The sequence below is a fragment of the Paludisphaera sp. genome, assembly GCF_037189885.1.
Classification (GTDB): domain Bacteria; phylum Planctomycetota; class Planctomycetia; order Isosphaerales; family Isosphaeraceae; genus Paludisphaera.
On sequence record NZ_JBBCIR010000008.1, the window covers coordinates 1 to 14,714 of the forward strand.

Annotated in this window: 13 protein-coding genes and 1 tRNA gene; 9 read left to right on the forward strand and 5 right to left on the reverse strand. The window is 70.5% G+C overall.

Going from position 1 to position 14,714, the window contains the following annotated elements; translation table 11 throughout:
* Positions 1-516: 516 nt before the first annotated feature.
* Both WG209_RS03430 and WG209_RS03435 read right to left on the reverse strand, forming a co-directional pair.
* Positions 517-603 (reverse strand) — tRNA-Ser (locus WG209_RS03430).
* Between the two features lie 493 nt (positions 604-1,096).
* Positions 1,097-1,831 (reverse strand): class I SAM-dependent methyltransferase, encoded by a 735-nt coding sequence (locus WG209_RS03435; RefSeq protein ID WP_337173602.1) that lies wholly within the window; start codon positions 1,829-1,831, stop codon positions 1,097-1,099.
* Positions 1,832-1,994: 163 nt separating this feature from the next.
* On the opposite strand from WG209_RS03435, the gene WG209_RS03440 reads away from it, so the two are divergent.
* Positions 1,995-3,338, forward strand: coding sequence for a DUF1501 domain-containing protein (locus WG209_RS03440; protein ID WP_337173603.1), 1,344 nt, complete (start codon positions 1,995-1,997; stop codon positions 3,336-3,338).
* Positions 3,339-3,341: 3 nt separating this feature from the next.
* Here the strand turns inward: WG209_RS03440 and WG209_RS03445 are convergent, their stop codons facing one another.
* Complete coding sequence (locus WG209_RS03445; protein ID WP_337173604.1) at positions 3,342-4,412, reverse strand: hypothetical protein; 1,071 nt, start codon at positions 4,410-4,412, stop codon at positions 3,342-3,344.
* A gap of 311 nt (positions 4,413-4,723) precedes the next feature.
* On the opposite strand from WG209_RS03445, the gene WG209_RS03450 reads away from it, so the two are divergent.
* The 8 genes from WG209_RS03450 (at position 4,724) to WG209_RS03485 (ending at position 12,949) form a co-directional block, all read left to right on the forward strand.
* Entirely contained in the window at positions 4,724-5,500 is a 777-nt protein-coding gene (locus WG209_RS03450; RefSeq protein ID WP_337173605.1) for a 2-phosphosulfolactate phosphatase, read from the forward strand.
* 93 nt (positions 5,501-5,593) lie between these two features.
* The gene (locus tag WG209_RS03455) at positions 5,594-7,117 is read left to right on the forward strand and encodes a glycine--tRNA ligase (RefSeq protein WP_337173606.1); all 1,524 of its coding nucleotides are present in this window, start codon (positions 5,594-5,596) and stop codon (positions 7,115-7,117) included.
* 5 nt (positions 7,118-7,122) lie between these two features.
* Positions 7,123-7,986, forward strand: coding sequence for a sugar phosphate isomerase/epimerase (locus tag WG209_RS03460; protein WP_337173607.1), 864 nt, complete (start codon positions 7,123-7,125; stop codon positions 7,984-7,986).
* 2 nt (positions 7,987-7,988) lie between these two features.
* A complete protein-coding gene (locus tag WG209_RS03465; protein WP_337173608.1) occupies positions 7,989-8,528 on the forward strand; it encodes a hypothetical protein in 540 nt (179 codons plus the stop codon).
* 114 nt (positions 8,529-8,642) lie between these two features.
* The gene (locus WG209_RS03470; protein WP_337173609.1) at positions 8,643-9,410 is read left to right on the forward strand and encodes a creatininase family protein; all 768 of its coding nucleotides are present in this window, start codon (positions 8,643-8,645) and stop codon (positions 9,408-9,410) included.
* On the forward strand, positions 9,407-10,693 hold the full coding sequence (locus tag WG209_RS03475; RefSeq protein WP_337173610.1) for an MFS transporter: 1,287 nt from the start codon (positions 9,407-9,409) through the stop codon (positions 10,691-10,693). The genes WG209_RS03470 and WG209_RS03475 overlap by 4 nt, the downstream gene beginning before the upstream one ends.
* A gap of 245 nt (positions 10,694-10,938) precedes the next feature.
* On the forward strand, positions 10,939-11,109 hold the full coding sequence (locus WG209_RS03480) for a hypothetical protein (protein WP_337173611.1): 171 nt from the start codon (positions 10,939-10,941) through the stop codon (positions 11,107-11,109).
* Complete coding sequence (locus WG209_RS03485) at positions 11,102-12,949, forward strand: sulfatase-like hydrolase/transferase (RefSeq protein ID WP_337173612.1); 1,848 nt, start codon at positions 11,102-11,104, stop codon at positions 12,947-12,949. The genes WG209_RS03480 and WG209_RS03485 overlap by 8 nt, the downstream gene beginning before the upstream one ends.
* Positions 12,950-13,084: 135 nt before the next feature.
* Here the strand turns inward: WG209_RS03485 and WG209_RS03490 are convergent, their stop codons facing one another.
* Both WG209_RS03490 and WG209_RS03495 read right to left on the reverse strand, forming a co-directional pair.
* Positions 13,085-13,897, reverse strand: a complete 813-nt coding sequence (locus WG209_RS03490) for an endonuclease/exonuclease/phosphatase family protein (RefSeq protein WP_337173613.1) — start codon at positions 13,895-13,897, stop codon at positions 13,085-13,087.
* A gap of 31 nt (positions 13,898-13,928) precedes the next feature.
* Positions 13,929-14,624 carry a hypothetical protein gene (locus tag WG209_RS03495; protein WP_337173614.1) on the reverse strand — a complete coding sequence of 232 codons (696 nt, stop codon included), beginning with the start codon at positions 14,622-14,624 and terminating at the stop codon, positions 13,929-13,931.
* Positions 14,625-14,714 lie beyond the last annotated feature (90 nt).

The following is a 14,714-nucleotide window of genomic DNA, read 5'->3' on the forward strand; positions in this document are numbered from 1 at the left end:
GCGGTGTCGGCCCAGGTCGAGCCGTGGGAGGAGGAGCGGAACCGGTCGAGGGTGCAGGTCAAGTGGAGCTTCCGGGTGGCCGACGCCCGCCGGAGGCTGGCTCACCTCTACCCACAACCTTCAAAGCGGTAGACCACTAGGCACCCGAGAGCCAGACAAACGCCTAGCCTAGTTTGATGTGCCGGAGTACAGGAATCGGACGCAGGCGGCGGAAGCCGTTTCGCGCGGCTCCGCCGGATCAGGAGCGGCGGGCATGCCGACCGGAGCCAATCCGCCTGGGATTGCGATACCCGTTAGAACTCTGGTGGCCGCTGTCGACCGATTTCGAGCCCTACCGGGGATGGGCACTGGAGTGGGATAAGGTAGAGGATTGAGCGAGCGGTGCCGCGTGCTCCCCGCTTATTCACCGCACTGGATTGAGCCAGCCGGTATAACCAGCCCGTCTAAGCCAATAAGTAAGCCCGGATCGCACAGCCGCGAGGCCGACGCAACTCCGGGCTGTGTTTGGCTCGCAAGCGGAGAGGGAGGGATTCGAACCCTCGGTACCGGTGAAGGTACACGGCATTTCCAGTGCCGCACAATCGACCACTCTGTCACCTCTCCCAAGGCGGTGGAGGAGATAGTGTAACGGCGGGGGCGAGGGGAGGCAATCCGGGTTTTTCGGGGGGCGTGGCTTTCGATTCTGGCGTCGGCCGGCGACCCCTGTCCGCGACGATTGGCCCCCCGCCTCGGGCCGGCGGGCGGGATCGCGAAAAATCATCGGAAACATGGAATCTCCCGCCCGTCGCCGCGGATCATGCGGGAGATCGATGATCGCGCTCCTTGGCATCCTGGAATTGGTACGGCGAGCGACGGGAGGCTTGCGCGGCGGGGAAGGCTCGCGAAGACGCGGCCGACCGAGGCTCGCCCGACGGCGCGGGGACGATGGCGGGAGCCGATCGAGAGGGCCGAAAAGCATTTCGAAAATGACGAACCAAGCCAAGTCGTTTCGGCGGCAATGTATTGCCGTGAATTGACTTGCGTGAAACCAGAGCGAAGCCTCGGCGCGCGAACGAAGCCAACTTCGCGGGCCTCCCGTGAGGTCGCGACCGGGGGGTTAACCGGCCTGGGGCTTGTGGCCGTGGACGCCGGTCGCACAGCCGAAGAACAGGCGGGAGGGCTCGACCTGGAGGCCGGCGCGGGAGAGGGAGTCGCCGAAGCGGCGGCAATCGCCGAAGGCCTCGGTGTAGACGCCCAGCATCCGGTAATGGATCGGGTCGCCGAGGAAAAGCCGGCCCAGGGGCGGGATGACCCGTTTCAGATAGAACATGTAGACCGGCCGCAGCAGGCGACCGGGCGGGACGGAGATTTCCACGAACGAGAACGCGCCGCCCGGTCGCAGCCAGCTCGCGACTCGCCGGGCGAGGAGTTCCTGCTGGTCGGGGTCGAAGGTCTTCAGGCCGAACGACGAGACGATCGCGTCGAACGAGCCGGGGGCCAGGTCGATCTCCAGGACGTCCTCCACCCGCAGCGTGACGGCGAACGGCCCGGAATCGCCGGCGCGGCGGGCCATCTCCGGCGACAGGTCGACGGCCACCACTTCGGCCGGGGGCGGGTCGAGCCCCGCCAGCGACCTCCAGAGTTCCCCCATGCCGGACATCAGATCCGCCACCCTCGCGGGCCGCTCCGACCGCGGCAGGGCCTCCACCGCCTGCCGACGCCAGCGCGCCGCGAAGCCGAACGACGTGACCAGGTTCATCGCCCCGTAGGTCTCGGCCATGCCGTCGAACAGCTTCCGGATCGACGCCGGGTCGTAGCGGGGGCGTTCCGATCGGCGCGGGACGGGGCTCATGGGCTTCCTCCGCGATCATCGTAGCATGAGGCGGCCTCGATCGGCCGAGATCGAAAGCCACGCGCCGTGGACGCCGAACTGTTGTTGAACAATTGGCGCGCGGCTAGGATGGTCGGCGTCCTCTTCACGATCGACGCCCTGCCGCGATTCGGGGGAAAGAGCCATGGCCGAGAATCCTTGCGTCGGGTCGATGCCGAGGCGGGCGTTCCTGCGGGCGGGATTGACGGGGTTCTCGGCGCTGGGGGTCTCGGACCTGTTCCGGCTCCAGGCCCAGGGGGCGGCCGCCGGAGGGGCGCGGGGGACGTCGATGATCGTCGTGTGGCTCTGGGGCGGCCCCAGCCACATGGAGACGTTCGACATGAAGCCCGACGCGCCGGAGGCGTATCGCGGCCTCTTCCGCCCCATCGCGACCAGCGTCCCCGGCCTGGAGATCTGCGAGAAGCTGCCGAGGCTCGCGGCCATCGCCGACAAGCTCGCGCTCGTCCGCTCGATCAGCCACGACAGCCCGGGGCACGTCAACAGCACCCACACGGTGCTGACCGGATACACCGGCGACCTGGTCGAGACCCCGCCGTTCGCCCCCAAGCACCCTTACGCCTTCCACGCGGCCAACCGCTTCCTGCCCGAGACCTCCGGGCTGCCGAAGTGGGTCGCCATGCCCAGCTTCCCCTATGAAGGGGGCGGCGGGCTGGGGAACTCCCACGGCCCGTACAGGGTGGGGGCCGACCCGAACTCGCCCGACTTCAAGGTCCCGGAGCTGGTGCTCGACGAGGCCAGGCGCGCCCGGTTGGGGGGCCGTAGCCGGCTGCTCGCGGGGTTCGACGCCATGCGGAGGTCGATCGACGAGGGGGCGACCCGCTCGTTCGACGACTTCCAGCGGCGGGCGCTCGACGTGCTGGCCGGCTCCGCCGCGCGCGACGCCTTCGACCTCTCCCGCGAGCCCGACGCCATCCGCGACCGCTACGGCCGCGACGTGGTCGGCCAGCGCTGCCTGCTGGCGAGGCGGCTGGTGGAGGCGGGCGTGCGGGTGGTGACGATCGACTTCCCCTGCGTCCCGGGCCAGAAGGCGTTCTCCTGGGACGACCACGCGAGCGTCTGGAACATCTTCGAACAGATGGAGATCCGCCTGCCGGTCCTCGACCGCGCCGTCTCCGCGCTGATCGAGGACGTATACGCCCGGGGCCTCGACCGGGAGACCCTCATCGTGGTGATGGGCGAGATGGGCCGGACGCCGAAGCTCTCCAACCACGAGGGCCAGCCCGGCCGCGAGCATTGGGGCAAGGCGATGTCCGTCCTCCTCTCCGGCGGCGGCATATCGATGGGCCAGGCGATCGGCTCGACCACCCCCCGCGGCGAGGAGCCCCGCGACCGCCCCCTCACCCCCAACGACCTCGTCGCCACCTGGTATCGCCACCTGGGGATCGACCACTCCCTGACCTACCTCGACACCTCCGGCCGCCCCATCGCCCTCCTCCCCCACGGCGAGCCGATCGCCGAGCTGATCTAACGGTCATTCCTCGGTCGCTTCCTCGTCATCCGCCCAGACGTCGTCAGCGTCGAGCAGATATTCGAGACGTCCGTCGTCCATGAGAAGGTCGTGAGGATCCACGGCGATGAGCGTCAACGGGCCTTCCAGCGAGAAGTTCCGCCGGCCGTTGATGGCGCAGTCGGCGGTGAACGACAGGAGGGGATGACCGATCAGGGCCGTGTATGTGTAGCGTGCGTACTCGGCCGTGAGCGGCGGGCGGTAATGGCCGCTGAAGTTGAGGTTGATCGTCGTGACGACGCCCTCCTCGTCCACGTAAATTTGGCCTGCCGCGCCAACTGGGCGACCCCCCGACAGCAGGTGGTGGCCGTGGCCGACGATGAGCCGGCCGTTCGGATCGACCACGAACGCCTTGCGGCCCGATGACAGGCGGCCGTCGGCGGGGCCATAGGCAGCCTTGAAGTCGCCGACCTCGAAGGTTTCGCGGTCGTCGAGGTCCAGCGCCTCCGCCAGTTGATCCTGCTTCATGGCATAGAGGCGAGGGGGGAGAGTCGGGACGTATCGGGCGAAGGCGACGGTGCGATCGTCGGGGAATGGGCCACCGCCATCGGTCCCCTGCCCCTCGGCCTCTAACCGTTTGTTGAACTCGGCGGCGTCCAAGACGGGCACGCCGTCCGGCCCGACGTCGAATCGCTCCAGCTTGGTCCGGCTGAACTCGAAGATGGCGTGGGGGCTTACATCGAACGCCTGGTGTTTCTGGAAGGCGTCGATGACGAAACGGACCAATGGATGCGTCGGGCCGTCTGCCCACAGGGGGTAATCGACGCTCCGGCACTGGATATTGCCAACCTTGCCGACACGCGTGATCCAGAAGAAGCCCGCGGCGGCGACCGGCTCTTGCAGTACCATCGCCGCGTGCGAACTGACCAAGCCGCGCACCACGCGGAATCGTCCCCGGTTATCGAGGACGAAGGCGTAGCCGCCGGCTTCCAGGGGGAGTTGCTCGGGATAGGGCTGGAAAACCGAGGTCGCCCCGTCCCGCGCCTTCTTGACGCGCCGATTCCACTGGTACAACCGGCGCGGGGGCGACGACAAAGCGAAGACCTTCCCGAAGTCGGCGGGGCCTTGAAGGCTTATGCTCATGGGACTCGCCGTGTCCTGCGGAGTATTAGGATCGATCTTCGCGGGCGACCGGCGCGGCAGTGTTACAAACATACCCCCCCGGCCAGGCGCGTCCAGGGGCCATGGAGTCAAATTCCGCGGCCTTGCTTCATCGGTAGTGTGCCGATCGATCGGCGCGGCCATCGGCGGGGGCTCCCCAGGGAGGGCGGGGTGTGCCATAATCGCGGGTGGAATCCGGGGGCCGGTCGAAACGGCCGCGTGCCGGGGCGGGAAGGAGTGTCGGGATGGTGTCGGTGCATTTGCTGCCGTCGTTGATGCCCGCGGGGGCGCTGCGGGGGGGCGTGGCGGTCGTGATCGACGTCCTGCGCGCCACCACGACGATCGTCCACGCGCTGGCCCACGGCTGCTCCGCCGTGATGCCGTGCGGGGAGATCGACGAGGCCCGCCAGATCGCCGGCCGACTGCCGCGCGGCTCCGCGATCCTCGGCGGCGAGCGCCAGGGGGAGCCGATCCCGGGGTTCGACCTGGGGAACTCGCCGGGCGACTACACGGCCGACGCCTGCCGCGGCAAGACGCTGGTGATGACCACCACCAACGGCACCCGCGCCCTGCTCGCCAGCCTTGAGGCGGAGGTCGTCCTGGTGGGGGCGTTCGTCAACCTCGCGGCGACCGTCCAGCGGCTCATCCACGAGGAGCGGCCGATCCACCTCGTCTGCGCCGGGACCGACGGCCGGATCAGCTACGAGGATTCGCTGCTGGCCGGGGCGTTCGCCAGCCGGTTCGTCGACCTGGAGCACCGGCTGGCCAACGACGAGGCCGAGATCGTCCGCAACATGTGGGAGCGGATCCAGGAGATCGTCTGGTCGCGCGAGGACTACGGCACCCCCCCCGGCGAGGAGCCCCCGCTGATCCGCTACCTGAAACGGGGCCGGGGCGGGCGTCGGGTGACGGAGTTGGGCCTGCACGCCGACATCGCCGCCGCCGCGACCATCAACCGGCCCGACTGCCACGTGGTCGTCGAACTGGCCCGCGACCCGTTGAGGCTGCTGGTTTCGAAGTGAACGGTCCGGACGGCATCGCGCCCCCTGATACGGCCGGGCGTCGAGATCCCGGGGCCTGGGCCCCATCGAATCGATAGGGAAGAGAGAGCGACGATGGAACTGGAAATGGACAAGCTGGTCTCCCTCTGCAAGCGACGAGGGTTCGTCTTCCCTTCGAGCGAGGTCTACGGCGGCATCAACGGCTTCTGGGACTACGGCCCGCTGGGCGTGGAGCTGAAGCGGAACATCAAGGACGCCTGGTGGCGCGACAACGTCCAGATGCGCGACGACATGGTCGGCCTGGACTGCTCCATCATCATGAACCCGCGGATCTGGGAGGCGTCGGGCCACCTCGGCGGCTTCAGCGACCCGATGGTCGACTGCCGCGCGACCAAGGAGCGCTACCGGGCCGACCAGATGTTCGTCTTCGCCTACCTGTTCCCCGCCACCAACTCCAAGGGCGAGCCGACGGAGGCCTGGCTCGCCGGCCTCGGGGGGGCGCCCGAGGAGGCGGCCGAGGCCGTGGAGAAGCGGGCCGCCAAGCTCGCCAGGAAGTTCGGCAAACCGGTCGACCCGCCGGTGGTGACCCCCTACCTCGACATCGCTCCCGACGACCGCGTCAAGGTGATCGGCCCCAGCACCGACGAGGCCGGAACGCTCACCGAGCCTCGCTCGTTCAACCTGATGTTCAAGACCTACGTCGGGGCGCTGGAGTCGGAGTCGAACGTGGCGTACCTGCGGCCGGAGACGGCGCAGGGGATCTTCGCCAACTTCAAGAACGTGGTCGACACGGCGCGGGTGAAGCTGCCCTTCGGCATCGCGCAGATCGGCAAGAGCTTCCGCAACGAGATCAACCCGCGGAACTTCACGTTCCGCTCGCGCGAGTTCGAGCAGATGGAGATCGAGTTCTTCTGCCGCCCCGAGGAGGCGAAGGACTGGTACAAGTACTGGCGCGACTCCCGCTTCGCCTGGTACACCGCGCTGGGGCTTCGGTCGGACCGGCTGCGGCTGCGCGACCACGGCGCGGACGAGTTGTCGTTCTACTCGCAGGCCACGGCCGACATCGAGTATGCCTTCCCCTTCGGCGTCAGCGAGCTGGAGGGGATCGCCCACCGCGGCGACTACGACCTGAGCCAGCACATGAAGTTCAGCGGCAAGGACCTGACCTACTTCGACGAGGAGAAGAAGGAGCGGTTCACGCCCCACGTGGTGGAGCCCTCCGCCGGCGCCGACCGCGCCACGCTGGCGTTCCTGTGCGAGGCGTACACCGAGGACGAGGTCGGCGGCGACGTCCGCACGGTCCTGAAGTTCCACCCCCGGCTCGCCCCGGTCAAGGCGGCCGTCTTCCCGCTGGTGAAGCGCGACGGCATGCCCGAGAAGGCCGAGGCGATCTATCGGGATCTGAAGAAGAGCCACAACGTCGCCTACGACGAGAAGGGGGCCGTCGGCCGCCGGTATCGCCGCCAGGACGAGGCCGGGACGCCCTTCTGCATCACGGTCGACAGCCAGACCATGACCGACGACACCGTGACGTTCCGCGACCGCGACAGCTGCCGCCAGTGGCGCGTGCCGGCCGCCGGCGCGGTCCAGGCGCTTCGGGATCTGCTCGAAGGCAAGCCCGTCCCCTCGGCCGAGTGAAGCCCATGAAGCCCTGCATCAGCCAGGCCACGACCATGAACGCCGCGCTGCGGGCCGACCTGCGGGCCTACGGCCGCGGCGGCTGGTCGCTGGTGGAGTTGTGGTTGACGAAGGTGGAGGAGTACCTCCGTGAGAACACCGTCGCCGACCTCCGCGGCGTGCTCGAGAAGCACGGCCTGACCGCCGCCGCCGCCGCCGGCCAGGGGGGCCTGCTCCTCTCCCGCGGCGCCGAGCGCCAGGCCCACTGGGACCTCTTCCGCCGCCGGCTGGCCCTGCTGAAGGAGTTGGGGACGCCGGTGATGGTCGTCGCGGTCGACTTCCACCGCGCCCCGACGGCCGAGGACTACCCGCTGGCCGCCGCCTCGCTCGCCGAGGCCGGCGCGCTGGCCGGCGAGCACGGCGTGAAAATCGCCCTGGAATTCCAGGGCGGCGCGAGCTTCTGCGCCAGCCTGGACACCACGCTCGCCCTGATCGCCCAGTGCGGCTCGCCGCACGTCGGCGTCTGCCTGGACCTGTTCCACTACTACACCGGGCCCAGCAAGTTCGAGGACCTCGGGTACCTGAACAAGGACAACCTGGCCTGGGTGCAGATCTGCGACCTGGCCGGGACCCCCCGCGAGCTGGCCGGCGACTCCGACCGGATCCTGCCCGGCGAGGGGGACTTCCAGATCGCGCCGATCATCGATCACCTGGGCTCGATCGGCTATGACGGGCCGGTCTCGCTCGAGGTGCTCAACCCGTCGCTCTGGGCCGCGCCGGTGGAGCGCGTCGCGGATTTCGGGCACCAGGCGACCGTGCGCGCCCTGGGCCGCTGGCGCGAGCCCGAGGCCGAGGACGTCGGGGGGCCTCCGGGCCCCGGGGGGCGTTGAGCGTGTCGAGCGTGGCGACGATCCGGCCCGCCGCGGCCGTCTTCCGGGAGGAGCAATACTTCGACTGGAGGGTGTACGCGCTGATCGCCGCGCTGGAATGCCTCTGCGGCCTTGCCATGCTCTGCTGGACCCACCGCGCCGACTTGCCCGACCTGGCCTCGCACGCGACGTCGCCCCGGTTCGCCGCCGGGGTGGGCCTCGGCCTGGGGGTGCCGTTCCTCCTGATCGTCTCCGTGCTGCACATGACCACCGAGGCCGCCGGCGACGTGGCGACGGTCTGGTACGGCTGGATCCCGATCTACCGCCGGACGATCGCCCTGGCCGACGTGAAGCGTTGCGAGGTCGTCCGCTACCGCCCCATCGTCGACCACGGCGGCTGGGGCGTCCGCCGCCTCGCCGACGGCGAGCGCGCCTTCACCGCGCGCGGCGACCGCGGGGTCCGCGTCATCCTCGCCGACGGCACCCGCCTCCTCATCGGCTCCCAGCGCCCCGAGGACCTCGCCGCCGTCCTCTCCCGCTCCGACCGCCCGGACGTCGGCTGATACGCCCGCCGGCGCTCGACGCTTTGCTCGCGCCGGCCGCTCGACTACACTGGTCGCCGTGCCGCCGCGCGCGGGCGGGGGACGAGGCGAGTCATCGGGCGAGGGGGCCCCGCGATGCGGTTGCAGGACCTGAAGTGGACCGAGGTCGAGGCGCTGTCGAAGGACACGCCGATCGTCGCGCCGATCGCGGCGGTGGAGCAGCACGGGCACCACCTCCCCGTCTTCACCGACAGCATGCTGCTGGGCGAGGTCGCCCGCCGCGCCGAGGAGGCGATGGGGGGTCGCGTGGCCTGGGCCCCCCTGCTCTGGCTCGGCAATTCGCACCACCACATGGACTTCCCCGGGACCATCTCGGCCGAGCCCCGCGCGTATCTCGACGTCCTCAACGGCCTGATCGACAACTTCATCGCCCACGGGTTCCGGCGGATCGTCTTCCTCAACGGCCACGGCGGGAACATCGTGCCCTCCAGCCAGGCCGTCTTCGAGGCCCGCCAGCGGTACCGCGACCGCAAGGATCTGCTCCTCCTCTCGGCGACCTACTGGGCGACCGGACCCCAGCCGCCCGACCTGGGGCCGGACTTCGTCCAGGACCACATGGAACACGCCTGCGAGTGGGAGACGTCCATGATCCTCCGCCTCGCGCCCCATCTCGTCGGGCCGATCGAGTCGCTGGAGGCCGTCCCCGGGGGGAGCGCCTTCGCCCCCGCGTCGCACGGCTGGACGACCAAGGACCGGAGCGAGCCGGGGCACATCGGCGACCCCGGCCGCGCGACCGCGGAGAAGGGGGAGCGGCTGTTCCGGCACTTCACCGGCGAGGTCGTCGCGTTCCTGGAGAAGGTCGTGGCCTGGGACGGCCGCTCGTGGAACGGGGGCCTGGCATGAGCGCCACGGCACCGGACCAACTCGCGATCGCCGAGGCCCCCGGGCGCGTTTCCTGGCGCATCTGGGCGGCCTGCGTGCTCATGCTCCTGGCGACGGCCCTGAACTACATGGACCGCCAGGCGCTCGCGCAGCAGGCCAGCGACGTCCAGGCCGAGCTGAAGCTCACCAACGAGCACTACGGCAACCTCGAATTCTGGTTCGGGATCGCGTTCGCCGTCGGCGGCGTCGGCACCGGGTTCCTCGTCGACTGGTTCAGCCTGCGGTGGCTGTACCCGGCGATCCTCCTGGGCTGGTCGACGGTCGGGTTCCTGACCGGCGGCGCGAATTCTTATAATGAATTGCTGATATACCGCATCTTGCTCGGCTTCTTCGAGGCGGGCCAGTGGCCCTGCGCGCTGGCGGCGTCGCAGCGGCTGCTGTCGCGCGGGAACCGGGCGCTGGGGAACAGCATCCTGCAGAGCGGCGCGTCGCTGGGGGCGATCATCACGCCGCTGGTGGTGCTGGCGCTGAACAGCGGCGGGATCGGCGGCTGGCGGACGCCGTTCCGCGTGATCGGGGCGCTGGGGGCGGTGTGGGTGGTCGCCTGGCTGATCATGATCCGCCCCCGCGACCTGGACGCGCCCGAGTCGCCCGCCGAGCCCGGCAAGGCCGGCGACGTGGAGACGGTCGACCGGGCGACGACGATCCGGCGGATCGCGGCGCTGATCGTGGTCGTGATCGCGATCAACCTGTGCTGGCAGTACTTCCGGGCGTGGATGCCGAAGATGCTGGAGAAGGAGCACGGCTACGGCAAGGCGGCCGTGCAGTGGTTCTCCTCGGCGTACTACGTCGCCGCGGGAGTGGGTTGCCTGGCCGCGGGCGTGCTGTCGCGCCGGCTGGCGGATCGGGGCTGGACCGTCCACGGGGCGCGGATGGCGACCTTCGCCGCGTGCGTCGGGCTGACGTCGTTGAGCCTGGCCGCGGCGTACCTGCCCGCCTCCCCCCTGCTGCTGGTGCTGCTCCTGGCGATCGGCTTCGGCTCGCTGGGACAGTTCCCGACCTACTACGCCTTCACCCAGGAGATCTCCACGCGCTGGATGGGCCGCGTCACCGGCCTGTTCAGCTTCGCCGCCTGGGTCGTCACGGGGGCGGCGCATCCCCTGATCGGACGATGGATCGACCGCACCGGCTCGTACGCGCTGCCCAACGCGCTGGCCGGGCTGGCCCCGGCCGTCGCGCTCGTCGCGCTGCTCGTGCTCTGGAACGCCGGGGACCGCCGCCGGGGCCCGGCGCGGGCGTCGTGAACCGACGCCCGCGGCAATCCCGGCTCCCCGAGATAATGCGGGGACCGCGCGCGCCGGGATGACGCTCTATATCGACGAAGGCTCCGCGTGGCCGCCCGTCATAGGCCCAGCTTGCCGCCCCCGCCCGACGCTCGCGCGGGGCTCGGTCCGATCTTCGCGCTCCATCATGAAGCGGGCTTCATGCCGGGCGGTCGCGCGTGCGCATGGACCACCGTATGTTCATATCATGACAAGGGGTGTCATGCATGAATCCGCCGTTCGCCTACTTCGGCCCCGAAGTCCAGATGCCGCTGGCGTCTCTGTTGGCCTCCATGGTGGGGCTGTTGATGATCGTAGGCACCGCGCCGGCGAGGGTGGCCCGGAGGCTGTGGGATCGCGTGGCGGCGATCGCCCCGCGACTAGGCTCGCGTGATTGAGGCCGATCGCGGCGGCGAGCCGCGCTGGCGGGCGTTCCGCGTCGCGCTGGGGATCGGCCTGGCCGCCGGGCTCGTGGAGATGCTCCTGCTGGTTGCCCGGGTCTGGCTGCGGGAGGGGGGCTTCTTCCTGCGCAGCCGGCATTTCGTCTGGATGACGCCGGCGTCGGTGACGGCGATCCTGGCGGCGCTCGGGGTCGTCGGCGGTTTGGTCGCGCGGGCCGGCGGTCGCGCGCGGCGGCTGGTGCTGGGGGGCTACGTCTTCACGGCGGTCCTGGGCTGGTTCCTGCTGGCGCGCGGGCTGGAGGCGGTCGCCTGCGGGTTGATCGCGCTCGGGTTCGCGTGGCGGGCCGGCCCCTGGCTGGATGCTCGTCGCGCCGAGCTGGGGGGATGGGTCGATCGGGGCCTGCCGGCCCTCGGCGTCGTCATGGCGTGCCTCGTCGCGGCGTGCTTCCTCCGCGACGCCCGCGAGGCCGCCTGGCGGCGCGGGAGCCCCTCGCCCCCGGCCGACGCGCGCAACGTCATGCTGATCGTGCTGGACACCGTGCGGGCGGACCGCCTGAGCCTATACGGCCACGATCGCGACACCACGCCGTACCTGAGGGGGCTCGCGGCGGAGTCCACGGTCTTCGACCAGGCGCGCGCGCCTTCGACATGGACGCTCCCGTCGCATGCGACGATGTTCACGGGGCGATGGGCGGGCGAGCTGGGCGTGGAGCGCCGGGGGTGGCTGGACGACGCCGCCCCGACGCTCGCCGAGCGGCTCCGCGACGACGGGTTCGACACCGCCGGGTTCGTCGCCAATCCCTTCTTCTGCGGCCGCGAGTCGGGCCTGGGGCGCGGGTTCCAGGTATACGCCGATTATCCGATTACGCCCGGCGAGGTCTTCCGGTCTTCGGCGCTGGGGTGGCTCCTGTCCCGGACGTGGCTGAAGCTGGCCGCGGCGGTCACGGCCCGGAAGGTGACGGGCGGTATGCGTGACGTCGACCTGGACTTCTCGCGCAAGGACGCCGCGAGCGTCGGTCGCGAGATGCTGGCCTGGCTCGACCGCCGTGGCGATCGGCCGTTCTTCGCCTTCCTCAACCTCTTCGACGCCCACGATCCGTACATCCCGCCCCCGGGCTTCCCGACCCGCTTCACCGACGAATCGCCCTCGGACACGCCCCGCCTGCTGCGCGACTGGCAGCGCGTGGACAAGACGAAGCTCACCCCGCGGGACGCCCGCCGCGCCCGCGACGCCTACGACGACTGCCTCGTCGCGCTGGACGCCCAGGTCGGGGAGATCATCCAGGCGCTGCGATCGCGCGGCGTCCTGGACCGGACGATCCTGATCATCACGTCCGACCACGGCGAGCAATTCGGCGAGCGCGGCGAGTTCGGTCACGGCCTGAGCCTGTTCGACGAGGAGGCGCGCGTCCCGCTCCTGATCCGCGCCCCCGGCCTGGCGCCCGCCGGCCGCGTCGTCACGATGGCGGCGAGCCCGCGCGACCTCGCCGCGACGGCCCTCGAACTCTCCGGCGCGACGGCCCCGCCGCTCCCCGGCCGGTCGCTGGCGCGCCTGTGGGCCGACCACCCCGAGCCGTCCTCGCCCGTCTTCTCCGAGCTGCGCGGGCGCGTCGACGAGCGTTACGCCCGGCGCGACCTCGACGGAGACCTCCCCGGCTCGTGGAAGTCGATCGTCGTGGACGGCTGGTCGTACATCAGGCGCGGCGACGGCCGCGAAACGCTGTACGAGCTGGCCTCCGACCCGCGCCAGGAAGTCGACCGTCGCGACGACCCCGACGCCGCCGCGGCGCTCGACTCATGCCGCCGTGGGATGGAAAGCGTCCTCGACGGCCGCTGAGGCGGGGCCCCGTTCGCTCGATGGACGAGACGTTCAACACGGCGAACCATGCTGGTCGCGGGCTGGGTTCCCCTGGAGTGGGTCGAGCCCCCGCTCACGCGAGCCGAGGCTGAGGCCGGAGCTGGGTCTCGACCCTCAACCCAGGGCGTGGCGACGATCCCCGTCGGAATCCGGCGCGGGCTCCAGGTGGAAGTCGACGACCAGGGGGAGGTGGTCGGAGGCGTCGCGGGCGAGGCGGGAGCGGGCGATGCGGGCCTGGCGGATGGCGATCGGGCCGCGGGCGTAGGCCTTGTCGAGCGCGGTCATGGGGAGGTAGGCGGGGAACGAGCGGAATCGCGAGAGCGGGGCCGTGACCTGGCGGAACCCCTCGACGCCCAGGGCTCCCTTGCGGCCCAAAGTATTGCGCCAGTCGTTGAAGTCGCCGACGATCAGCGTGGGGAGGTCGCGGCCCTCGCGGAACAGGGCGTGCCGCAGCAGGTGCTCGGCCTGCCAGTGCCGCTCCCTCTCGTTCAGGCCCAGGTGCCAGTGGATCAGGTGCAGCGGCCCTTCCGGAGTCTGGACGACGCACAACTGCGCCCCGCGCGGCTTGCGACGCTCCTGACGGATCGAAATCTGGTGTTGCGAGATCAGCGGCCAGCGCGAGAGCAGGAGGTTGCCGTACCCGCCCGTCTCCGTCCCCGTGACGATCTCCGTCCCCACCCCCGCCCGGGCCCTTGCCCTGGCCTTGGCCTTGACGTTGAGCTGATACAGATGGGCGGCGGGTCGGAAGACCTCGATGAACCGGGTGGGCTGGTCGTCGTGGCGGGTCCGCTTGACTCCGCTGTCCACCTCCTGGAGGCAGATCAGGTCCGGGTTCTCGCGCTCGACGACCTCGATGGCCCGTTCGAGCCGGTAGCGGCGGTCACGCCCGCCGATCCCCTTGTGGATATTGTAGCTGAGGAGGCGCATGAGGCTTCCTGGTGGGCTCCTTCGGGGCCGGTTACGTCCGGCCGGAGGGCTGGGGGTCCGAGTCGGCGTCCTCGTGCTCGGGCTCGCCGGGGTCGTCCGAGGGGGAGCGGCGCTCGATGTAGCCGCGCAGGCTGCCCGGATCGGCGACGGCCTCGTGCGCCCAGCCGTCGTCGCCTTCGCGGCGGACGGGTCGGTCGAGCGATTCGTCGGCCTCGAACGTGGTGGGCGGCGGCGACCATCGCGCCCGGCGGACGGCCTGGAAGATGGTGTAGTGGGTGTACGCCCGATATACGAACCAGAAGGCGATGACGTTCGGTCCCGGCAGGATCCAGAGGACCAGGCCGGTGATTGGGGCGAGGAAGCCGTCGACCGCCAGCCAGAACCCGTGCGAGCCGGCCCGCGCCCGCAGGTAGCGCCGCCACGCGGCGCGGGCCCCGCGCTCGGGGACCGAGGCGGGGTGGCGGATGACGATCGCGTCGGCCGTCGCGAGCTTGACGAGCAGCGGTTCGTCGGGCCTGCACATGGTGTGCAGGCGGTCCCAGACGCTCCGGCTCCAGCGGGCGGCCCACCCCTCGGCGTCCTTCCAGCGGGCCTCGATCTCGTCCCACTTGCGGGAGAGCCGCCCGAGCGTGCCGGAGGGTCGTTCGGCCTCCGTCACGCGGACCTCGGCCGGGTCGGCGTAGAAGAATGGCCGGCCGCGCTCCGGCTTGAGGTAGAGGATCTTCACGGCGAGACGGGCCCTTCTGCGAGGCGTCGGGGTCCCATCCCGTGATCCTTGCTCATGGGACCCCCGAAGCCTCCAGGATATCCCGGACGC

Bases quoted from the DNA above. Each gene is read 5' to 3' on its own strand.
- WG209_RS03435 (WP_337173602.1), bottom strand. From the start codon at position 1,831: ATGAGCCCCGTCCCGCGCCGATCGGAACGCCCCCGCTACGACCCGGCG.
- WG209_RS03440 (WP_337173603.1), top strand. From the start codon at position 1,995: ATGGCCGAGAATCCTTGCGTCGGGTCGATGCCGAGGCGGGCGTTCCTG.
- WG209_RS03450 (WP_337173605.1), top strand. From the start codon at position 4,724: ATGGTGTCGGTGCATTTGCTGCCGTCGTTGATGCCCGCGGGGGCGCTG.
- WG209_RS03455 (WP_337173606.1), top strand. From the start codon at position 5,594: ATGGAACTGGAAATGGACAAGCTGGTCTCCCTCTGCAAGCGACGAGGG.
- WG209_RS03460 (WP_337173607.1), top strand. From the start codon at position 7,123: ATGAAGCCCTGCATCAGCCAGGCCACGACCATGAACGCCGCGCTGCGG.
- WG209_RS03470 (WP_337173609.1), top strand. From the start codon at position 8,643: ATGCGGTTGCAGGACCTGAAGTGGACCGAGGTCGAGGCGCTGTCGAAG.
- WG209_RS03475 (WP_337173610.1), top strand. From the start codon at position 9,407: ATGAGCGCCACGGCACCGGACCAACTCGCGATCGCCGAGGCCCCCGGG.
- WG209_RS03480 (WP_337173611.1), top strand. From the start codon at position 10,939: ATGAATCCGCCGTTCGCCTACTTCGGCCCCGAAGTCCAGATGCCGCTG.
- WG209_RS03490 (WP_337173613.1), bottom strand. From the start codon at position 13,897: ATGCGCCTCCTCAGCTACAATATCCACAAGGGGATCGGCGGGCGTGAC.